Below are 22,143 nucleotides of genomic sequence, written 5' to 3' on the forward strand. Positions count from 1 at the left end.
TACCTTATAATATTTTTGTTATACCGCTTTCTTTTGGTAACGCATAAGGTATTTTGAGAGCGCTGTTAAGAACTGCTTATTCTGCCACGGTAATCCTATACTTACCCGGATGTATTCCTCTGAAAAGTATCTTATGAATACTCCCTGAGACTCCAGAAAATCCATGCAGTCCTTAGTATCACAGTGCGGCGCAAAATAAATGAAACTTGTAGAGCTTGGAACTACTGTAATTCCCAGCTTTTCCATTTCTCTGGTAAGATATTCACGCTGGGTAGAGTTATTTTCCTTAGCCGCATTATAGTATTCAATATCATCAAGAGCTGCTGCCGCTCCCGCTGCACCTATTCTGTTTGGCCCCATGGCAACAGCTCCAAGGCACTCCGTAACCTCTGCATTAGCTATGGCATAGCCGACTCTGCAGCCCGCAAGTCCGTATATTTTTGAAAAGGTTCTTAGAACAATAAGATTCCTTCCATCCTCTACCATCTTCATAGCACTTGGATATGACTCATCAGATACCCAGTCAATATATGCTTCATCCACTACTGTAATCACATGTTCCGGTACCTTTTTTATAAAGTCAAAAAGCTTTTCTGCATCCAAAAGCGTACCCGTCGGATTATTGGGATTGCAGATAAAAATAAGCTTGGTCTTATCTGTGATAGCATCATAAATCTTATCCAGGTCCGTGCTTACTCCGTCATCAGCCTCCACTTCAACAAGCTTTGCACCAAATCTTCCCGGCAGCATGTAATAAGCCATGTATGTCGGAGAGCAGACAAGCATCTCATCGTCCGGATTAAGGAAAGCTTCTCCGATAGCACCAATTCCACTTCCGGATCCGTGATAGACAGATACACATTCCACAGGAAGTCCCACATGCTCTGATATTTTCTTCTTAAGTCTCTGTATGGTCTCCATAGGATACAGATGTCCCAAACCAAGCTCTGCTGTCATGGCCATAACCGCCTTAGGTCCCGGCCCCATCTGGTTCTCATTCGCATTAAGCTTAACAATAGGCATGGACAAATCCGGTTGCAGCTGCTTTCCACCCGCAACATATGCCCTGAAATTCCTAAGTGACTCTCTCATCAAATCCCTTGTTGTCATAATTAACTCTCCTTTCCTAACTCTTTTCATATATCCTTCCATTTAAAAATGCAAAAAGGCGCAATCTCTTACTGAGATCACGCCTTCGCATCTGTAATGCTTGTATTATAGTTAGCAAAACAAATGAAAAACAAATATCTGTTTTTTTATACCTCATAACTTTTTTGTTATAGGTTATTTTTCCCCTTAGAATAAAATTTATAAGTTATTGTTTTTCCTGCTGACAAAAAATCTTCCTGGCTGACTCCGTTGTTGCGAGTCCTCCCTTTCCGGTCTCCTTTATATCAGGTGCCATCTCATTCCCGATCCTTCTCATGCTGTCAATTACATCATCAGGTGAGATAACACTTTTTATTCCCGCAAGTGCAAGCTGAGCTGACGCCACAGCATTTACAGCTCCATGAGAATTTCTCTTAACGCAGGGGACTTCCACCAGTCCTCCAACAGGATCACAGGAAAGACCCAGCATATTTTTAAGTGCCAGAGCCAGTGCGTTGACTACCGCAGAGTTATCCCCACCCTGCAGATATGCAAGTGCTCCTGCTGCCATAGCAGATGCCGTTCCTATCTCTGCCTGGCATCCCCCATAGGCTCCGGATATACTCGCATTTTCTCCGATCACCTTGCCGATTCCGGCTGCCACGTAAAGCGCCCTTATCATTTCTTCCTTTGAGCAGTTCCCATATTCTTCATAGCTTATAAGAATTGCAGGCAGAACTCCGCAGGAACCGGCTGTTGGCGCAGCAACTATTCTCTTCATGCAGGCGTTGGATTCACCCATTTTTATTGCTCTTGCCATTACGGTTCCAAGAAAGTCACCGCACAGATTTTTCCCGGATGCATTGTACTCATCCAGAAGACTGCCATTCCCTCCGCTCATTCCACTTGCAGATTTAAGCTTCCCGTCATATTTGGAATCAGCATCCTTCATGGCGTCATACATCTGTTCCATATCCTGTAATGATTCTTCCGCAGATACATTTCTGCTCTCCATGTCTGCTTCAAGTACAATTTCCCAAAATTGTTTTTTCTGCTCCTTAGCCTGCTGCAATATATCTGCTATAGATTTATACATGTCTTTTATCCTCTTATGCCTTCAAAATAAGTAACTTTAAGAACACCTTCGCTTTTCTTTAGCCAGTTGATTCCATCCTCAGGTATCTCCTGGTCACATTCCACTACCATAACAGCCATTCCGCCTCTACTGTCACGATATAGCTGCATGGTCGCAATATTCACAAGCTTATGCGACAGCATCGAGGTAACCTCCGACACATGTCCCGGCTGGTCAAGGTTATGAACTATAAGTGTGGGGAATTCTCCGGAGAAATTGGTAGCTATTCCATCTATCTTGGCAATGTTTATTTTCCCCCCGCCTATGGATTCCCCAACAATATCTATGGTACTTCCGCTCTCACCTGTTAAAATCATCTGTACGGAATTGGGGTGGGCATCCACCAGCTTTGCCTCACCGAACTCAATTTTCATGCCTTCTTCCGCTGCCATCTCAAGACTCTTCGAAAGTCTGTAGTCATCCGGTGTCATACCAAGAAGTCCTGCAACCAGAGCCTTATCTGTTCCATGTCCCTTACCGGTATCCATGAATGAGCCATAAAGAAGGATTTTTGCCTCATTTATTTTTTCTCCAAGAAGCTTTCCTGCGATAAATCCTATTCTGGCAGCCCCTGCTGTATGCGAGCTTGATGGTCCTACCATCACAGGGCCTATAATATCAAATAATTCCAAAGCCTATTCCTCCCTAAGGCAACAAAAGGCGCTGTAAATCCAATAAAGATTACATACGCCTTTGTTTTAGTTGATTATATGGCTTACAGTAAGCCACTCACAATATGAAAATTTATTTTTCTGCATTAGCCTTCAAAAAGAAGATCTGCATATGTCGGGAACGGCCAGTCATTTTTATCGACAAGCATCTCAAGCTTATCGGCAGGAGTCCTGAGTGCTGTCATTGCAGGAACTACCTTATCCTTACAATAATATGCTCTCTCTCTGGGCTCAGCTATGCTTCTGGCCTTCTCCTCTTCCTTATTGAGCTCATCAAGTGCCTTCTTCATGGCACCGAGTTCCTTTGTAACCTCTGTAAGCTCACTTGTCATTACTGATACATCGCAGCCTGCTGCCTTAACTTCATTGATATTTGCAGCAAGTCCTCCTGCATATTTCATAACTGCAGGGATGATCTGCTTGCTGGCCATATCAATCATTGTAAGCGCTTCAATATTTATAGTCTTTGAGTAGGTCTCGAAGATGATCTCCTGACGTGACTCAAGCTCTGTCTTTGTAAATACGCCGAATTTCTTGTAAAGCTCAATTGCCTTATCGGTTGTAAGAACCTCAGCAGCTTCAATTGTGGAAGGAATGTTTGGAAGACCTCTTCTTTCCGCTTCCTTCTTCCACTCTTCAGAATATCCGTCACCATTAAAGATTACTCTCTGGTGATCTGTTAAATACTCCTTGATGATATCGTGTACTTCCATATCAAAATCGGAAGCCTTTTCAAGTCTGTCTGCTGCCTCACTGAATGCCTCTGCAACAATTGTATTAAGAGCTGTATTTGAGCTTGCCATTGAATCGGATGATCCAACCATACGGAACTCAAACTTATTACCTGTAAATGCGAAGGGTGATGTACGGTTTCTGTCTGTAGCGTCCTTCTCAAATTCAGGTAGTGTGGAAACACCTGTCTTAAGCTTTCCGCCGCGCTTGGATCTCTTGGCTTCACCTGTCTCAATGAGCTGATGAACTACGTCCTCAAGCTGCTCTCCAAGGAAAATTGAAATAATTGCCGGAGGTGCCTCATCCGCACCAAGACGATGGTCGTTACCTACATCTGATGCACTCTGTCTTAATAAGTCTGCATGTCTGTCAACAGCCTTAACTACGCAGGCAAGAACAAACAGGAACTGAATATTTTCATTAGGTGTATCACCGGGATCAAGGAGATTAACTCCATTGTCCGTGCAAAGAGACCAGTTATCATGTTTACCGGAACCATTAACTCCCTGGAACGGCTTTTCATGAAGAAGGCATCTCATGTTGTGGTGCTCCGCAACTCTCTTCATGGTCTCCATTATAATCTGGTTGTGATCTACAGCAATGTTGGCTGTCTCGTAAATAGGTGCAAGCTCGTGCTGACCGGGAGCAACCTCGTTGTGCTGGGTTTTTCCGGGAACGCCAAGCTTCCAGAGCTCGTTGTTAAGGTCCTTCATGTACTCTCCGACGCGCTCTCTGATAACGCCGAAGTAGTGATCCTCCATCTCCTGTCCCTTAGGGGGCTGAGCTCCAAAAAGTGTGCGGCCTGTAAAGATAAGGTCAGGACGCTGTAAACTCTTCTTCCAGTCTACAAGGAAGTACTCCTGCTCGGGACCAACAGATACGTTTACTTTCTTTGCCTCGGTATTTCCGAAAAGATGAACAATCCTCAAAGCCTGCTCATTTACAGCCTCCATGGATCTGAGAAGAGGAGTCTTTTTATCAAGAGCCTCTCCGTTATATGAACAAAATGCGGTGGGTATGCAGAGCGTAACGCCTGCGCCTGTTTCCTTGAGGAATGCAGGGGATGTAATATCCCATGCGGTATAACCTCTTGCCTCGAATGTGGCACGAAGGCCGCCTGACGGGAAGGATGAAGCATCGGGCTCACCCTTGATGAGATCTTTTCCCGAAAAAGATGTCATCATATGTCCGTCACCACGGGCACTTGTAATAAATGCATCGTGCTTCTCAGCAGTAATACCGGTAAGCGGCTGGAACCAGTGCGTATAGTGTGTAGCACCATTCTCCATCGCCCAGTTCTTCATCGCATTTGCAACAGCATCTGCAGAAGCAAGTGAGAGATCTCCGCCATTTTCCATGACCTGAATGACCTCTTTGTAGACACTCTTGGGAAGACGCTCGCGCATTTTCTCTAGTGTGAATACGTTTTTACCGAATAGTTCCTCAACCATGACCTGCTTACTCATATACACCTCATTTTCTTTTTATAAAAAGTAATTTCGCCAATGATTGTACTATATTCGTTCAAATTACACAAACTAAAAATCTCAGCAGGTAGTTTGTACCCGCTGAGACTTTTTGCTCAATTATTTGTGGTTTCAATTAAATCTAAAAACTATTTATTAGCAGGATATCTTCTCTGAAGATCCTGTGTGCACTCTCAGAATATCGTATTTCTCAGTCTCTTTATCAAGCTTTATATAAAGAACCTGCTTCGGATGAGGACAGCTATCCATAGCTTCTCCATCCTCATTGGTGATACCAAGAACCTTGGTCTCGATATCTCTTCCGTCAGGCTTCATGATCTCGATCGTGTCTCCGACGCAGAACTTATTTCTCTGCTCGATCTTAGCAAGACCATCCTCTGTCACTTCACCAACTATGCCAAGGTATGTGTACTCGTTCACATAGGTATTGGCATCATAAATCTGTGCCTCATCAGAGGGCTTACCAAAATAGAAGCCTGTTGTGAACTGTCTGTAGGTGCATCTTGAGATTTCATCAAGGTACCAGGGCATATTCTCACGATACTTCTCCTCTGATTCGAAGAAGTCATCAATAGCTTTTCTATAGGTTCTGGCAACAGTAGCAACATAAAGAGCGGTCTTCATGCGTCCCTCTATCTTGCAGCTGTCAACTCCTGCATCAACCAGCTCCGGAATATGCTCGATCATGCACAGATCCTTGGAATTGAAGATGAAAGATCCACGCTCATTCTCATAAACAGGAAGATATTCTCCGGGTCTTGTCTCCTCAACAACAGCATATTTCCAGCGGCAGGGGTGTGTACATTCTCCGTGGTTTGCGTCACGGCCTGTGAAATAGTTTGAAAGAAGACATCTTCCTGAATAGCTTATGCACATAGCTCCGTGAATAAAGCTCTCAACCTCAAGATCATCAGGAATATTTTCGCGAATTTCCTTTATCTCCTTTAATGAAAGCTCTCTTGCCGCAACTACTCTCTTTGCACCAAGATCAGCCCAGAACTTGTAAGTCTCGTAATTAGTATTATTAGCCTGTGTTGATACATGAATATCTATCTCAGGGCATATTCTTCTCGCCATCATGAACATGCCGGGGTCAGCGATAATAAGTGCATCAGGACCAAGCTCCTTAAGCTCATGGAAATATTCCTCTGCTCCCTTAAGGTCATCATTGTGAGCAAGGATATTCGCTGTTACATGAACATGAACACCATGCTCGTGAGCAAACTTTATGCCCTCAGCCATATCATCATGGCTGAAGTTCTTTGCCTTGGCACGAAGTCCAAAGGAGTTACCGCCGATATAAACGGCATCTGCTCCGAAAATTACTGCTGTTTTTAATACTTCAAGGCTGCTTGCAGGAATAAGCAGCTCAGGTTTTCTTCTTTCTCTCATAAAGCCCTCATCCGCCCTTCGGGCACCTTCCCCCAGAGGGGGAAGGCATATAAAAACGCCCTTGGGTTACATTTTAAATCATCTATTTTAACTACATTGCTTAAATCATTATTTCAGCTACATTGCTATATATTTATAGCTTCAACGACATCGCCATTCCATCACCGACATTAAGTATTACACTCTGAAGCTCGGGGTCATGCTTTATTGCAAACAGATACTCCCTCATTCTCTCATGGATCGTGCGGTTTCTTCTTGTTACGGCAAACCTCGACTCCATTACATCTCCATCCTGGAGTACATTGTCCGACAGTAGCAATCCTCCCTTTGTAAGAAGCCTCTTACAGTCAGGCAGGAAATTTATATACTGTCCTTTAGCTGCATCCATAAAAATAAAATCATACTGCCCGGAAAGCTTTGCTAAAATATCTGCTGCATCCCCCTCAAGCAGTGTGATTTTTTTGTTTACATCATATTTATCAAAATTGTCATAAGCCACCGGGATACGTTTCTCAAACTTTTCTATCGTCGTAATCTTCGTATCCGGATCAGAATAGGTTGCCATCAAAAGCGCGGAAAATCCAACTGCGCAGCCTACCTCTAAAATATTCTTCGGATGATTCATACTGAGTAAAAATCTTATTAAGCTCTGAGTATCCTTCCTGATTATAGGAACATCGTCCGCAAGGGATTTTCTCTCAAGCTCATCCAGAAAAGGCTCATTTCCCTGATCAAGTGAATTGATAAAGGTACTTATTCTCTCGTCACTGATCACTGCTTCGACTCCTCTTTGTCTGCTTCGATAGTTGCAGCACACATAATTGCTATTATCTCATCAGGTGTCATCGACGGGCTAAGCTCATAGGTTCCCGGAGCGATCATTCCATGATATTCCGAAAAGCGCTCCTGCATCCAAAACAGATTCTTATCCTTAACCAGTCCTCTGTTCTCAAGAAGCTCTGCAATATCTCCGACTGACATGCTATCCGTTATTGATACAGTAACTGTCCTCGTATCATATTGAGAAGCCGGAAGCTGATTATATATGTTATATCCATAGGTATATGCAAGTGATGCATATTTGCTAATAAGCATTATAGCGACAATAATAAGGAACGCCTTTACTATTGTGTCCACAACACCTAATCCTACACTTCTAACGTTCATAAGTCCTCTTTTCCCAATCAGTAGTTAGAGTCCATGATAATAGGAAGAATCATGGGTCTTCTCTTGGTCTTCTTCCAGATAAAATCAGAAAGAACATCCTTAACTATATTCTTAAGCTTATTCCAGTCTGTAATATTCTTATCAAGTGCCTCCGTTACCTCATCAAGCACGAGATCTGTAGCATCATCAATAAGCTCATCGGATTCTCGCACATATACAAAGCCTCTCGATACAATGCTGGGACCGGATACAAGCTGCGCATTTTCTCTGTCTATGCCAAATACTACGATAACAATTCCGTCCTCTGCAAGTCTCTGTCTGTCGCGAAGAACTACGTTTCCGACATCACCTACGCCGAGTCCGTCTACAAGAATAGCTCCTGTCGGAACTTTACCTACAACCTTTGCACTGTCCTCCTTAAGCTCAAGGACATCACCGGATCTGATAATAAAAATATTATCCTTGTCCATTCCAAGCCCCATGGCAATGTTCTTCTGCGCAATAAGATGCTTATACTCTCCGTGAACAGGAACCGCATACTTGGGACGAACCAGTGTATAAATAAGCTTGATGTCCTCCTGGCAGGCGTGTCCGGATACATGAACATCCTGGAATATAACATCAGCACCTCTGACAAGGAGGTCATTTATAATATTAGTAACTGCCTTCTCATTTCCCGGTATGGGATGTGATGAAAAGATGATTGTATCGCCGGGACGAACACTTATCTTTTTATGCTGTCCGCTGGCCATTCTGCTAAGAGCAGCCATGCTCTCACCCTGGCTTCCGGTAGTGATAATTACCGTCTTGTTGTCAGGGTAATTCTTGAGCTGGTCAATATCCACAAGGGTATTATCCGGAATCTGGATACACTCAAGCTTCTGGGCAATATCAATAATATTGACCATACTTCTGCCCTCTACAACAACCTTTCTTCCGAACTTGTATGCTGTGTTTATAATCTGCTGAACACGGTCTACATTGGATGCAAAGGTCGCAACAATGATTCTGGAATCGTTATGTTCCTCAAACAGTGAATCAAAGGTCTTACCAACCGTACGCTCAGATGCTGTAAATCCCGGACGCTCCGCATTTGTGGAATCACACATAAGTGCAAGAACACCCTTCTTTCCAATTTCACCAAATCTCTGAAGATCAATGGGATCTCCGAAAACAGGTGTGTAATCAACCTTAAAGTCACCTGTATGAACCACAATACCTGCAGGCGAATAAATAGCAAGTGCCGCTGCATCTACTATGGAATGGTTAGTCCTTATAAACTCAACTCTGAAATCTCCGAGATTTATTGACTGGCCAAACTTTACAACCTTTCTTCTTACCTTCTTTAAAAGGCCGTGCTCTTCAAGTTTATGCTCAATTATTCCCATTGTCAGTCTGGTAGCATAGATAGGAACATTAAGCTCTTTCAGGATATAAGGAAGCGCTCCGATATGATCCTCATGTCCATGAGTGATTACGAAGCCCTTTACTTTATCCATATTATTTTTCAAATATGTAATATCAGGAATTACGAGATCGATTCCCAGCATGTCATCATCCGGAAATGACAGACCGCAATCTACCACAATAATACTGTCCTCATATCTGAAGGCAGTTATATTCATACCAATCTGCTCCAGTCCACCAAGCGGTATGACCTGAAGCCCTGAAGCAGAATTATTAGTTTTCTTTTTATTCAATCAGTTTTTCCTCCACATTCATTGCAATAGCCGTAGAGTTTAACCTCATGATCGGTAACTTTAAATCCGGTCTTCTCGGCGATTTTGAGTTCCAGCCCCTCAAGCATGTCTTCCTCAAATTCCAAGACCTTCCCACATTTAACGCATATCAAATGATGATGGTGGTGTGCGCCATCTGCATCCGCTTCATGAGCGAGTTCATAACGTTCTACACCATCATCAAAGTTCACCCGATCTATAAGATGTAACTCCATCAGTACTTGTATAGTTCTATAAACAGTAGCCAGCCCTATTTCAGGGTGCTCTGTCTTTACCAAATTATAAATTTCCTCGGCAGTCAGATGTTTCCCGGGATTCCTGCCAAGAATTTCCAATATTACAAGTCTCTGAGTAGTGATCTTGAGACCTTTTCCTTTTAATAATACCTTGAATTCATCGGTTGAAACCATTCCCATGGATCATCCTCCCGGTTAATCCAATCCTATATCATCCTCTTCAAGAAGCTTTCTGAAAAGAGCAGCAACTGCTTCAAGCTCCTTGTCATCATCAACAATTGTATAATTGGCCTCAGCCTCACCTTCGTCCGAATCATCGCGAAGAATCAGTGCTTCACCATCTCCATCCTCAGTGTCTGTCACAAGAATGTATGACTTGGCACCGATCACTGTCTGTTCCAGCACAAAAAAGTCCACAGGTTCATCACCTTCAGGACGGAATGTAATTTTTTCCATTATTCATTTTCCTTTTTTCTGTTATCAAGATAATCCTGCAAGATAATCTGCGCTGCGATCATATCCACATATTCCTTGCGATCAGACTTCTTAATACCCACTTCATCCATTATGGCATCAGCCTCTACCGTAGTAAGGCGCTCGTCCCACATAATCACAGGAAGAGATGTACGTCTCTCAAGCTTATCCCTGAAATTCTCAGAGAGAGCAGAACGCACTGATTCAGACTGATCCATATTCAGTGGAAGCCCAAGTACTATAAGCTCCACACCAAATTCCTGAATCAGCTCTTCTATTCTAGCCAGTGTTTTCCGAAGTTTGTTCTCTTCTTTTCTACGGATAATCTCTTTGGCCTGTGCTGTCAAAAGGAGTTCGTCGCTAATCGCAACACCGACCGTCTTAGATCCGTAATCCAATCCCATAATTCTCATTATTTTCTGGACCAGTTATTATTTTTAATATACTCTGTGAGCATTTCTTCTACCAACTCATCACGCTCAACCTTCATGATAAGGCTTCTGGCACCCATGTGGCTTGTGATATAAGTAGGATCTCCTGACATAATATAACCCACAATCTGATTTACAGGGTTATATCCCTTCTCGAGAAGCGCTTCATATACGATAGAAAGTACTTTCTTAACGCCTGTTTCCGGATCAACTTCTACTTTAAAAAATTGTGTGTTGCCAAGATTGTTATCTGTCATATTGCCGACCTCGCTAAAACTTTACTTAAAAAAATAATACCGCATTACGCCTAAATAAGCAATGTATCGTCTCTTAAGAAACTATTAAGCGTATGCTCTGTTATGCTGCCTGAAAAAATATTTAATTCCTTTGCTTTATCTTCAGGAGCTGCTACTCTTATATATCTTGTGGTAAGCCCTATCATATAGTTTTTTCCACCGATTTTTTCCATATCTTCCCAGAGAATTTTCTCTGTTTTACCGATAAATTTCTCACGGTATTCCTTTGACTGCTGCTTAGTCATTGTAAGAAGAACATTACTTCTTGCTGTTTTTTCCCTGTCTGTCAGCTGGTCCTCCATCTTCGCAGCTACAGTTCCCTTTCTCGGAGAATATTTAAAGACATGCATTTCATAAAAATTTATATCCTCTGCAAATTTTCTGCTCTCCTCAAAGGTTTCCTCAGTTTCACCGGGAAATCCCACAATAACATCCGTTGTTATTGCCGGCAATTCGTATGCTTCCCGCAGCAGCTTAACGCTGTCCATGTATTCCTCTGCGGAATAATGTCTGTTCATTCTCTTTAAGGTGTCATTACTGCCACTTTGAAGCGAGAGATGGAAATGAGGGCAAACCTTGGAAAGCGCAGCCATTCCGAAAGCAACCTCTTTTGTGATTATTCTCGGTTCAAGAGAACTGAGTCTTATTCTCTCTATTCCCTCAATATCATTGAGTTTCTGTAAAAGAGGTAAAAGGGCTGATTCACCCTTATCCACACCATATGAGCTGATATGTATTCCCGTAAGAACTATTTCCTTACAGCCATCCTTTGCAAGTTTATTAACTTCATCAATAATGTCTGCCTCATCCCTGCTCCTGATTCTTCCTCTGGCATACGGAATAATGCAGTACGTACAGAACTGGTTACATCCGTCCTGAATCTTGATATACGCCCTGGTGTGACCAGGCATGCTGGCAAGCTCCATGCGCTCATACTGCTGCTCAGGATCATTTATCTCAGTGACACTGATTCCTCCAAGAACCTTATCCGTGCATCCTTCTGAATTATCTTCCTTTTCTCTGAAATACTCATCAAGGATACCGACTATATCTGCCTTTTTGTTATTTCCAACGATGAGATCTATGCTGTCATCCAGCTTGACACCTTCCTTGTCTGTCTCAACATAACAGCCACAGGCCACAACAACAGACTCCGGATTCTTTCTCTTGGCACGGTGCAGCATCTGTCTGCTCTTATGGTCTGCAATAGCCGTCACCGAGCAGGTATTGATGATATAAATATCTGCCATTTCATCAAATGGTACAATTTTATATCCACATTCTTGTAACTTTTGTCCCATAACATCTGTCTCGTATCTGTTTACTTTACAGCCAAGACTATGCAAGGCGACACTTTTCATATTAAACCTCCGCTAATTTTGACGAATTTACATCATTGACTTTTAACGTCCTTCCGTTTATTATGAAGAAAAGAAGGAGGTATTTGCGCAATGAAAACCGTAAAAATTTCTTTAAACTCTATCGATAAGGTTAAGTCCTTTGTAAACGATATTACAAAGTTTGATTATGATTTCGACCTTGTATCAGGTAGATATGTAATTGACGCAAAGTCCATCATGGGTATTTTCTCACTCGACCTTTCAAAGCCGATTGACCTTAACATCCATGCTGAAGACGGCGCCGATGAAGTGCTTTCAATCTTAAAGCCTTACATGATCTAATTTTAGATCTAATTTCAAAAAAACTACTGAAACCTGCGACCTGGTCGCAGGTTTTTTTAGATTGTTATGCTTCAAGCGTAATAATCTCATCTGTCTCAAGTGCTGTCTGCACAAGTTCATCAATCTTCTCATCAAGTCTGTGCTCGTGTGAGCGAATAACTTCCAACCTGGGCTTTGTTACCGGATGCTTGGCAACAAATATTGTGCAGCAATCCTCATAAGGAAGAATCGAAGTCTCATACGCATCAATTTTTAATGAAATATCCACAATATCCTGCTTATCAAATGCAATAAGAGGGCGATAAACCGGCATATCTGTCACTACCTCATTGGTAGCCATAAGGCTCTCCATAGTCTGAGATGCAACCTGTCCGATGCTCTCTCCGGTAACGAGTCCCATACACTTATTATGAGCAGCAATTGTATCCGCAATCCTCATCATGTATCTGCGCATGATGATAGTGAGCTCATCGTGCGGGCACTGTTTGTAAATATACATCTGTATATCGGTGAAATTGATCACGTGAAGACGCACTTTTCCGGTAAATCTTGCTATAACTCTGGCAAGATCAATTACCTTCTGCTTAGCTCTCTCACTGGTATAGGGCGGAGCATTAAAATATACTGCCTCAATTTCGGCGCCACGCTTGGCAATCATATATCCCGCTACAGGAGAATCAATTCCGCCTGAAAGAAGAAGACATGCCTTGCCGCTTGTTCCTATAGGCATTCCTCCCGGTCCGGGAATAATCTCTGAATAGATATTTACCTTCTCACGGATTTCCACACTTACAAGAATCTGAGGTTCTCTTACATCAACCTTCATCTCCGGGAATGCATCAAGAACCTGTGCTCCTATCTCCGCTGCAGCTTCCATTGAATCAAGAGGATATGTCTTATCAACGCGTCTGCACTTAATTTTAAATGTCTTGTTTTTATCAGGATATACCCCGTCAAGGAACTTGATAACTTCCTGTGACAGACCATTGATGTCCGGAAGCTTGCCATTACCATCTCTCTCTATGCAGACAGCAGGACAGATACCGGTAATACCAAAAACTGTCTGAAGCGCTGCAACTGTTTCGTCAAAATCAAAGCCCTTGGCATTTAAGTATATTCTTCCTGAAACGCGGAATATACTGAATTCTCCTTCGCACTTTGAGAGCACACGCTCCATCTGCTTTACAAGTGCTTCCTCAAAAAGGTATCTGTTCTTACCCTTTATTCCTATCTCTGCATATTTGATTATAAATGCATGGTACTGCATATTTTCTCCTTTATCTCCTTGAAAACTGGCGAAGCATTGGAACTATTTCCGCAAATGCCTTTACTGTCTCATCTATCTCTTCTGAAGTTGTAAACTCTGACATACTGATTCTTACTGTACTATCGTAAAACTCTTTCGGAATCCTGATAGCCTTCAGGGTTCCTGAAACTGACGGATGATTTGAAGAGCATGCGCTTCCCGCAGACACATATATCTCTTTATCCTCAAGCGCATGAAGCAGAACCTCTGCCCTGACTCCCTTGACAGACACGCTGACAATATGCGGTGCTGTCTTCTTTATAACATCCATGAGTTCATCATCAGACAACTCACTAATCTTTCTTTCCGAAGTCTCGATACCATTAATCCTTATATCAGGAAGCTCTGTTGTAAGTCCTTTTATCAGTCTGAATTTCAGTTCAAAAAGTTTTGACTGCTTTTCATCAAAACCTGTATAAATTTTTTCAGAAGCTCTTCCAAGCCCGGCGATTCCGGGTATGTTCAAGGTACCTGATCTCAATCCGCCCTGCTGTCCTCCGCCATAGGTTATGGGAACAATTCTTACACCATCTCTTATATATAAAAATCCAATTCCCTTGGGTGAATGAATCTTGTGTCCGCTTACAGACATCATGTCTATTCCAAGCTGCTTGGGAATAAGCTGTTCTTTTCCATAGCCCTGAACCGCATCTACATGAAAAAGAATTTTTGGATTTGCGCCGTGAATTATTTTTCCGGCTTCTTCCAAAGGCTCTACAGCACCCATCTCATTATTTACTGCCATTATAGAAACAAGAATAGTATCTTCTCTTATTGCATTCTTAAGTTCTTCTAAATCTATCAGGCCTTCCTCTGACACACTAAGATAAGTCACATCAAAGCCCTGATCCTCAAGGTACTTCATTGAATTCCCAACAGCAGGATGCTCTATACAGGTGGTAATAAGATGCTTACCCTCTCTGTGGTGAGCCATGGCTCCGCCGATTATTGCGATATTATCGGACTCTGTTCCACCTGATGTAAACAATATCTCCTTTGGCTTAGCCTTCAGTGTCTTCGCTATCTGCTCTGTCGCTTTTTTTAAGTAATTCTCGGCAACAACACCCTTGTGATGCATACTGGAGGCATTACCGTAATCCTCAGTCATAGTCTTTATGCATAATTCCGACACATCTTTGTAAATTTTAGTTGTTGCAGAGTTGTCTAAGTATATTTCCATAATTCACCGTTTTAATTTATTTTCACTCTTCCAGATGATACATAAGCCATGCCAGCATGGTAAAACCGGCAGTTTCCGTACGAAGTATCCTCTTTCCCATAGTTATTGAATTGAAGCCTTGCTCTGTTGCAAATTCTACTTCCTCATCGGCAAAGCCGCCCTCAGGGCCTACGAATACCGCTATGCTCTGCCCGGGCTTTACTGAATCAATAAGTTCACGTGTCTTTTTCATTCCCTCAGCCTGCTCATAGGGAAGAAGCTTAACATCCATATCAGCACAAAGTTTAACAGCCTCTTTAAAACTCATGGGCATATCGATTTCAGGAACAAAAGCCCTTTTACTCTGTTTTGCTGCCGCCTCAGCTATAGCCTGCCAACGTTTAATCTTATTAGCCGCTCTTTTGTCATCAAGCTTAACAACCGATCTTTTCATAGAAACCGGTATAATCTTAAAAACTCCCAGCTCAACACTCTTCTGAATAATAAGCTCCATCTTATCTGCCTTGGGAAGCCCCTGAAAAAGGTAAATCTTCGAGGGAAGCTCCACTCCCGATTCCTTCACAAAACGAAGCTCTCCGATCAGTTCATTATCATTTATTGACTCTATACCAAAGCGATACTCCTTGTCCTCCTCTTCCCTGAAGCTGACAGAAAATTCCTCGCCGGCCTTCATGCGGAGAACATTCACCATATGATTATAATCAGAGTCCGTTATAGCTATTCTTTTTCCATCATCAAAAAGCTGACTGCTCTCAGCGAAAAAATGGTACATATAGTCCTCATCCGTTCCTATACCAGGAATTCACAAATTTACTTTTTGGAAATAACGCTTACCCACTCGCCCTGCTTGCAAACCTCTATCACATTAAGGCCTGCCTCTTCGTGAGCCTTACGAATAACCTCTTCCTTGGCCTCAATAATTCCTGAAGTAATATAAATTCCACCATCCTTTAAAAGGCCTGGAACAATAGGGGTAAGCGGAACAAGTACATATGGAAGAATATTGGCAACCACTATATCATATCCTGTGCCAACCTCTTCTTTAACTTTATCATCATCAATGATATTACCGATTATTAGATCAAAATCTTCCGCTGCTATGCCGTTTGCTTCCTTATTATCAGCAACTGCGGGTTCAGCGCACGGATCCAGATCAGTACCGACAGTATGACCTGCTCCGAACTTCATCGCAAGTATAGACAATACCCCACTTCCGGTTCCTACGTCAAGTACTCTTGCTCTGGGAGTAATATATTTCCTGAGGGCACGTATGCAAAGCTGTGTTGTCTCATGCATACCTGTTCCGAACGCAGTTCCGGGATCTATATGAAGTGTAATGTTTGCTTTTTTCTTATCCTCTTCATCGGGAGTTTCCCAGGATGGAATTACAAGTACATCATCTACAAAGAACTTATGAAAATACTGCTTCCAGTTATTTATCCAGTCGATATCCTCAGTTACGTCTACTGAAATGGTTCCGTCTCCGATATCAGAAAACTCCTTAAGCTCATCCAGGACACCCTTTATAGCTTCCTTCATCTCGTCGGGAGTCTTTTTGACTTCAATTTCCTCTCCGTCATCATCATACTCATGAATTGTAAGTATATTATTGTCATCAACCTCTACAAAGAAATTGAGATAAGCTATTCCCTCTTCTCCGGGAGCTGTTACCGCACAGCTGTCCACACCTGTCTCTTCATCATCAGCATCCTGAAGATCATCTGTAAACATCTGCTCCTTGTCAGCAGCAGTAAGCGGCGCATTATCTTCAATCTGTGCACCTTCAAGGCCTATATCCATCATACTGCTTACAATAATATCCTCTGATTCCTCATTGGTTCTGATTCGGAAACGCATCCATTTCATATTAAGACTCCTTTACATGCGAATAGCGGGGAGAATTTTTTCTCCCCGCTCCATATTCATATATTATTTTTTCTTACCGAAAAAACCACCTTTTTTCTTGCCGTCATCATTTCCGTCCTTATTACCGGATATGGCATCGGCTGCATGAAGACTATCACCTGTCTTCTCATCAAACTGCTTAAGAAGCTCCTTTGCTTCCTTTGACAGCTTATCCGGAACCTGAACCACAAGTGTTACGTAATGATCTCCGCGAATATCCTTATTTCTAAGTGTGGGCACGCCCTTTCCACGAAGTCTTACTCTTGTATCAGTCTGTGTTCCTGCCTTTACATCATACAGAACCTTGCCGTCTACTGTATCGATGGCAACAGTTCCACCGAGCGCTGCTATAGCATAGGACATAGGAACAGTTGAGAAGATATCATAATCCTGTCTCTGGAAAATAGGATGATCTGCAACTATAACTTCTACAAGAAGATCTCCTCTTGGTCCGCCGTTTCTACCGGGTTCACCCTTCTCACGAATACGTACGCTCTGTCCGTTGTCAATACCGGCAGGAATGGATACCTGAATTCTCTTTGTGCTTGCTACATAACCTGTACCACCACAATCAGGACACTTATCTTTGATCACCTTACCGCTACCGTTACAATCAGGACATGTCTGTACATTTCTTACAGTGCCAAAGAATGACTGCTGTGTGAATACAACCTGTCCTTTACCACCGCACTTAGGACACATCTGAGCTGTTGTTCCGGGCTTAGCTCCGGTTCCCTTACAGTTCGGGCAGGGATCCTTAAGCTTTAACTCAAGCTCCTTCTCACAACCAAATACGGCCTCTACAAAAGTAATTCGTACGCTTGCACGAATATTGGCTCCCTTTGCAGGGCCACTTCTTGCCCCCTGACTTCTTCTGCCACCGCCGAAGAAATCTCCAAATATATCGCCAAAAATATCACCAAAGTCAGCGCCATTGAAATCGAATCCGCCATATCCGCCAGCTCCCTGATCGAATGCAGCATGTCCGAACTGGTCATACTGACGTCTCTTCTCAGGATCACTCAGAACGGCGTATGCCTCTGAAGCTTCCTTGAATTTATCTGCTGCCGCAGCATCTCCGGGATTCATATCCGGATGATACTTCTTAGCAAGAACACGGTATGCCTTTTTTATTTCATCATCACTAGCTCCCTTGCTTACGCCAAGGACCTCGTAATAATCGCGCTTCTGATCTGCCATTTATGTCTCCTAAAAAAATATTATATATGGAAGTAGTCAACCGACTCCGATATAATCTGCCAATTGATTACTTAAAGCCCAATACATCTTATATGATGTATTGGGCATTAGCAATAATTTAATTATTAAACTTTTATAAAGCTACTAAATTAAACTTCTCTATAATCGCCGTCAACTACGTCGTCAGCTGCACCATTGTTTGAGCTCTGAGCTGCTCCGCCCATACCGCTCATGTCAGGACCTGCACCCTGAGCACCTGCTGCGCCCTGTGCACTCTCATAAACCTTAGCAAAGAGAGCCTGAGCATCAGTCATGAGTTTTTCCTTCTGACTCTTGATTGTATCGATCTCGCTGTCTGTAAGCTCGCGATCCTTAGTCTGCTCAAGTGTATCCTTAAGAGCCTTGAGGTCATCCTCTACAGTCTGCTTCTGTGAAGGATCGATCTTGTCGCCAACTTCCTGAATAGCCTTCTCTGTCTGGAATACGAAGGAATCAGCTTCGTTTCTGGCGTCGATGCCTTCCTTACGCTTCTTATCCTGAGCTTCGTACTCAGCAGCTTCCTTAATAGCCTTATCAATATCCTCATCAGACATGTTAGAACCGGCTGTGATTGTGATGTGCTGCTCCTTACCTGTTCCAAGATCCTTAGCGGATACGTTAACAATACCGTTTGCATCGATATCGAATGTAACCTCGATCTGCGGAACGCCTCTCATTGCCGGAGGGATTCCATCAAGACGGAACTGTCCAAGCGACTTGTTGTCCTTAGCGAACTGTCTCTCACCCTGAAGAACGTTGATATCAACTGCTGTCTGGTTATCAGCTGCTGTTGAGAATACCTGGCTCTTCTTTGTAGGAATAGTTGTGTTACGCTCGATAAGTCTTGTAGCAACACCACCCATTGTCTCAATTGAAAGTGAAAGAGGTGTTACATCAAGAAGAAGGATATCGCCTGCGCCTGCATCACCTGCAAGCTTACCACCCTGGATACCGGCACCTACTGCTACGCACTCATCAGGGTTGAGGTTCTTTGAAGGCTCATGACCTGTGAGCTGCTTAACCTTCTCTACTACACAAGGTACACGTGTTGAACCGCCAACAAGGAGAACCTTACCAAGATCTGAATAGTTAAGGCCTGCATCCTTCATAGCATTCTGTACAGGAATAGCACTTCTCTCTACGAGATCGTGGATAAGCTCCTCGAACTTAGCTCTTGTGAGATCCATATCAAAGTGCTTAGGGCCTTCTGCTGTAGCTGTGATGAAAGGAAGGTTGATGTTGGTTGTTGTAGAAGATGAAAGCTCCTTCTTAGCCTTCTCAGCTGCTTCCTTAAGTCTCTGCATAGCCATCTTGTCGCCTGAAAGGTCTACACCTTCCTTAGCCTTGAACTCTGCTACCATCCAGTCGATGATCTTCTGATCGAAGTCATCACCACCAAGGTGTGTATCACCGTTTGTTGAAAGAACTTCAATAACACCGTCACCTATATCAATGATTGATACATCGAAGGTACCACCACCAAGGTCGTATACCATGATCTTCTGCTCTTTTTCGTTATCAAGGCCGTAAGCAAGAGCTGCTGCTGTAGGCTCGTTGATAATACGCTTTACTTCAAGACCTGCAATCTTACCTGCATCCTTTGTAGCCTGACGCTGTGCATCATTGAAATATGCGGGAACTGTGATTACTGCCTCTGTTACTTTTTCGCCGAGATACTGTTCTGCGTCTGCCTTCAGCTTCTGAAGGATCATAGCTGAAATCTGCTGAGGTGAATACTTCTTGCCGTCGATTGTACGACCGTTGTCTGTACCCATATCTCTCTTGATTGAAGAGATTGTGTTCTCAGCATTTGTTACAGCCTGACGCTTAGCAGGCTCACCTACGAGACGCTCGCCATTCTTTGTAAAAGCTACGATTGAAGGTGTTGTTCTTGCACCCTCTGCGTTAGCGATAACGGTGGGCTGTCCACCTTCCATAACAGCTACACAGCTGTTAGTTGTTCCTAAATCGATACCTATGATCTTACTCATTTTTTATTCCTCCATTGAATATCAATTCCCCTCATCCGTCAGCTCCGCTGACACCTCCCCCCAAGGGGAAGGCTTTATAACAAGGGCATTATTTTTAAAATATAATTTTTACTGTTCTCTATATTACTTTGCAACGGCAACCATGCTGTGTCTGAGCACTGTGTCGTGATACATATAACCCTTCTGAAGCTCCTGTGCTACGAATCCTTCCTCGACATCTTCGCTTTCAACCTGCATTACTGCGTTGTGGAAATTGGGATCAAATTCCTTTCCAACGGCTTCGATGGGAGTTACACCAAGATCCTCCATCTGCTTCATAAGCTGCTTGTATATCATGTTCATTCCGTCAGCAAAAGCGGAACCCTTTTCTTCTTCGGGGACAGCAGCAAGTCCTCTCTCGAAGTTATCAACAACAGGGAGAAATTTCTCAAGTACACTGGATGCTCCCTGATTAAACATCTGCGCCTTTTCTCTGTCAGTTCTTGTTCTGAAGTTCTCAAACTCAGCAAGCTGGCGCATGTATTTATCCTGCATCTCTTCAAATTTTTCCTTGAAGGGATTCTTCTTTTCTTTCTTACCGAAAAGGCCTTTTTTCTCGCCTTCAGCTTTCTCAGAACCTTCAGCATTTGCTTCAACTTCAGCATCCTCTGCTGCAGCTTCTGCAACTGCTTCAGCTGCCTCTTCCTCAGCCGCCTCTTCCTCAGCCGCCTCTGCAACCTTATTAGCTGCATCCGCTACCTGCTTAGCCTTCTCAGCTACTTCCTGCTGAAGCTCCTTTGCAGTTTTCTTACCGGACTCTTTATTAACGTCCTTTTTTACTTCCTTACTCAATTTTAATACTCCTTATGGTTCTATTCTTTTTTATATAAATCATCCAGCGCTCTCATCATATTCTTAAGCGCTCCGACAACCTTGTCATAATCCATACGCTTAGGTCCGATAATACCTACCGTCCCCCTCATTCCCTCTCCGAGGTCGTACGTCGCGGTTACAACGCTGCAATCCTTCATGGATTGAACCGGAGATTCATTACCGATATAAACCTGAATTCCGGTCTCCTCTGATGTGGACTGAAGTGCATTCTCAACAATGCTCGTAAGATCACTCTTGTCCTCGAAGGTGGTAATGAGATCACTTGCCCTCTCCTTGTCAGCAAGCTCGGGATATCTGAATATATTATTAGCTCCGCTGGTGTAAATCTGAAGATCTTCATCCTCTGTAATGGCTTCCGCAGCAGCATCTATTATCTTGCCGATTATCTCACTGTGTATACCTGCTTCCTGCTTCATGGCAGTTATAAGTCCCAAATTGATATTCTCAACCGAGAGCCCTGCCAGCCTGGTATTAAGAAGAATATTCAGCTTCAACAGATCCGTCTCCGAAAGTTCCTGATCCACCTCAACCATGCGGTTCTTAATAACATTACCCTCAATTACTATGGTAGTAAGGAGATGTTCCTCATCCACTTTGGAAAGCTGTACAAACTTCAGCTTATTCCTGCTAATCATGGGCGCTGAAATCATGGAAGCATAATTGGTATCGACAGCCAGTGTCTTAGCCACCTGTTTAAGGAGTTTCTCAAGCTTCTCTTCCTTATCAAGAAGCATCTCCTTCATGTTCTCAACTTCCTGTTCCTTCTCTGCAAGCATCTCGTCTACATAAACACGATACCCCTGGTCTGAAGGAATGCGTCCTGCGGAAGTATGGGGTTGTAATATAAGTCCCATCTCCTCAAGGTCTGCCATCTCATTCCTGATAGTAGCTGAACTAAGATTCAAATCAGTGTATTTGGAAATTGTTCTGCTTCCTACCGGTTCGCCCGTCTCGAGGTAATTGCGAACAATTGCATGCAGTATTTTCTTTTTTCTGTCATCCAGTTGCATCACATACCTCCTTAATTTTTATGTTAGCACTCATTGAGGTTGAGTGCTAACATCTTCTGAGAATAAATTACCACTATAAATTATTAATGTCAACAAAAAATCCCCGAG

The 22,143-nt window shown here is 43.0% G+C and carries 22 protein-coding genes; 1 reads left to right on the plus strand and 21 read right to left on the minus strand.

Features of this window, described 5'->3' with window-relative positions; genetic code table 11:
• Positions 1-18: 18 nt before the first annotated feature.
• From G602_RS0102295 to mtaB, 13 genes are all read right to left on the minus strand, one after another.
• Positions 19-1,110 carry a pyridoxal phosphate-dependent aminotransferase gene (locus G602_RS0102295; protein WP_049945008.1) on the minus strand — a complete coding sequence of 364 codons (1,092 nt, stop codon included), beginning with the start codon at positions 1,108-1,110 and terminating at the stop codon, positions 19-21.
• 205 nt (positions 1,111-1,315) lie between these two features.
• Positions 1,316-2,185 carry an L-serine ammonia-lyase, iron-sulfur-dependent, subunit alpha gene (gene sdaAA / locus G602_RS0102300; RefSeq protein WP_026657472.1) on the minus strand — a complete coding sequence of 290 codons (870 nt, stop codon included), beginning with the start codon at positions 2,183-2,185 and terminating at the stop codon, positions 1,316-1,318.
• A 5-nt stretch (positions 2,186-2,190) separates the two neighbouring features.
• The gene (gene sdaAB / locus G602_RS0102305) at positions 2,191-2,856 is read right to left on the minus strand and encodes an L-serine ammonia-lyase, iron-sulfur-dependent subunit beta (RefSeq protein ID WP_026657473.1); all 666 of its coding nucleotides are present in this window, start codon (positions 2,854-2,856) and stop codon (positions 2,191-2,193) included.
• A gap of 125 nt (positions 2,857-2,981) precedes the next feature.
• Positions 2,982-5,093, minus strand: coding sequence for a glutamine synthetase III family protein (locus tag G602_RS0102310; protein WP_026657474.1), 2,112 nt, complete (start codon positions 5,091-5,093; stop codon positions 2,982-2,984).
• Positions 5,094-5,249: 156 nt separating this feature from the next.
• Positions 5,250-6,506: a peptidase U32 family protein gene (locus G602_RS0102315; RefSeq protein ID WP_026657475.1), complete on the minus strand. Its 1,257-nt coding sequence runs from the start codon at positions 6,504-6,506 to the stop codon at positions 5,250-5,252.
• Between the two features lie 133 nt (positions 6,507-6,639).
• A complete protein-coding gene (locus tag G602_RS0102320; protein ID WP_026657477.1) occupies positions 6,640-7,281 on the minus strand; it encodes an O-methyltransferase in 642 nt (213 codons plus the stop codon).
• Positions 7,278-7,673 (minus strand): endolytic transglycosylase MltG, encoded by a 396-nt coding sequence (locus G602_RS24845; protein WP_044930841.1) that lies wholly within the window; start codon positions 7,671-7,673, stop codon positions 7,278-7,280. Before G602_RS24845 ends, G602_RS0102320 begins: the two co-directional genes overlap by 4 nt.
• Positions 7,674-7,690: 17 nt before the next feature.
• On the minus strand, positions 7,691-9,373 hold the full coding sequence (locus tag G602_RS0102330) for a ribonuclease J (protein ID WP_026657478.1): 1,683 nt from the start codon (positions 9,371-9,373) through the stop codon (positions 7,691-7,693).
• Positions 9,370-9,828, minus strand: a complete 459-nt coding sequence (locus G602_RS0102335) for a Fur family transcriptional regulator (protein ID WP_026657479.1) — start codon at positions 9,826-9,828, stop codon at positions 9,370-9,372. The genes G602_RS0102330 and G602_RS0102335 overlap by 4 nt, the downstream gene beginning before the upstream one ends.
• Positions 9,829-9,843: 15 nt before the next feature.
• Positions 9,844-10,104: a DUF1292 domain-containing protein gene (locus G602_RS0102340; RefSeq protein WP_026657480.1), complete on the minus strand. Its 261-nt coding sequence runs from the start codon at positions 10,102-10,104 to the stop codon at positions 9,844-9,846.
• Positions 10,104-10,535 (minus strand): Holliday junction resolvase RuvX, encoded by a 432-nt coding sequence (gene ruvX / locus G602_RS0102345; protein ID WP_026657481.1) that lies wholly within the window; start codon positions 10,533-10,535, stop codon positions 10,104-10,106. The genes G602_RS0102340 and ruvX overlap by 1 nt, the downstream gene beginning before the upstream one ends.
• Positions 10,535-10,810: an IreB family regulatory phosphoprotein gene (locus tag G602_RS0102350; protein WP_026657482.1), complete on the minus strand. Its 276-nt coding sequence runs from the start codon at positions 10,808-10,810 to the stop codon at positions 10,535-10,537. The genes ruvX and G602_RS0102350 overlap by 1 nt, the downstream gene beginning before the upstream one ends.
• Positions 10,811-10,860: 50 nt before the next feature.
• Complete coding sequence (gene mtaB, locus G602_RS0102355; RefSeq protein WP_026657483.1) at positions 10,861-12,210, minus strand: tRNA (N(6)-L-threonylcarbamoyladenosine(37)-C(2))-methylthiotransferase MtaB; 1,350 nt, start codon at positions 12,208-12,210, stop codon at positions 10,861-10,863.
• A 90-nt stretch (positions 12,211-12,300) separates the two neighbouring features.
• Between mtaB and G602_RS0102360 the strand changes: the two genes are divergently transcribed.
• Complete coding sequence (locus tag G602_RS0102360; protein ID WP_022760362.1) at positions 12,301-12,531, plus strand: HPr family phosphocarrier protein; 231 nt, start codon at positions 12,301-12,303, stop codon at positions 12,529-12,531.
• A 64-nt stretch (positions 12,532-12,595) separates the two neighbouring features.
• Here the strand turns inward: G602_RS0102360 and thiI are convergent, their stop codons facing one another.
• From thiI to hrcA, 8 genes are all read right to left on the minus strand, one after another.
• Positions 12,596-13,798, minus strand: a complete 1,203-nt coding sequence (gene thiI / locus G602_RS0102365) for a tRNA uracil 4-sulfurtransferase ThiI (RefSeq protein WP_026657485.1) — start codon at positions 13,796-13,798, stop codon at positions 12,596-12,598.
• Positions 13,799-13,808: 10 nt separating this feature from the next.
• Positions 13,809-15,017 carry a cysteine desulfurase family protein gene (locus tag G602_RS0102370; RefSeq protein ID WP_026657486.1) on the minus strand — a complete coding sequence of 403 codons (1,209 nt, stop codon included), beginning with the start codon at positions 15,015-15,017 and terminating at the stop codon, positions 13,809-13,811.
• A gap of 22 nt (positions 15,018-15,039) precedes the next feature.
• Positions 15,040-15,789: a 16S rRNA (uracil(1498)-N(3))-methyltransferase gene (locus tag G602_RS0102375; RefSeq protein WP_026657487.1), complete on the minus strand. Its 750-nt coding sequence runs from the start codon at positions 15,787-15,789 to the stop codon at positions 15,040-15,042.
• A gap of 38 nt (positions 15,790-15,827) precedes the next feature.
• A complete protein-coding gene (locus G602_RS0102380) occupies positions 15,828-16,883 on the minus strand; it encodes a 50S ribosomal protein L11 methyltransferase (protein WP_026657488.1) in 1,056 nt (351 codons plus the stop codon).
• A gap of 63 nt (positions 16,884-16,946) precedes the next feature.
• Entirely contained in the window at positions 16,947-18,122 is a 1,176-nt protein-coding gene (dnaJ, locus tag G602_RS0102385) for a molecular chaperone DnaJ (protein ID WP_026657489.1), read from the minus strand.
• Positions 18,123-18,271: 149 nt separating this feature from the next.
• A complete protein-coding gene (gene dnaK, locus G602_RS0102390) occupies positions 18,272-20,152 on the minus strand; it encodes a molecular chaperone DnaK (RefSeq protein WP_026657490.1) in 1,881 nt (626 codons plus the stop codon).
• 123 nt (positions 20,153-20,275) lie between these two features.
• On the minus strand, positions 20,276-20,983 hold the full coding sequence (gene grpE / locus G602_RS0102395) for a nucleotide exchange factor GrpE (RefSeq protein ID WP_026657491.1): 708 nt from the start codon (positions 20,981-20,983) through the stop codon (positions 20,276-20,278).
• A 20-nt stretch (positions 20,984-21,003) separates the two neighbouring features.
• Complete coding sequence (gene hrcA / locus G602_RS0102400; protein ID WP_026657493.1) at positions 21,004-22,035, minus strand: heat-inducible transcriptional repressor HrcA; 1,032 nt, start codon at positions 22,033-22,035, stop codon at positions 21,004-21,006.
• Between the last annotated feature and the right edge of the window lie 108 nt (positions 22,036-22,143).

The organism is Butyrivibrio sp. AC2005 (assembly GCF_000424145.1).
Lineage (GTDB): Bacteria > Bacillota > Clostridia > Lachnospirales > Lachnospiraceae > Butyrivibrio.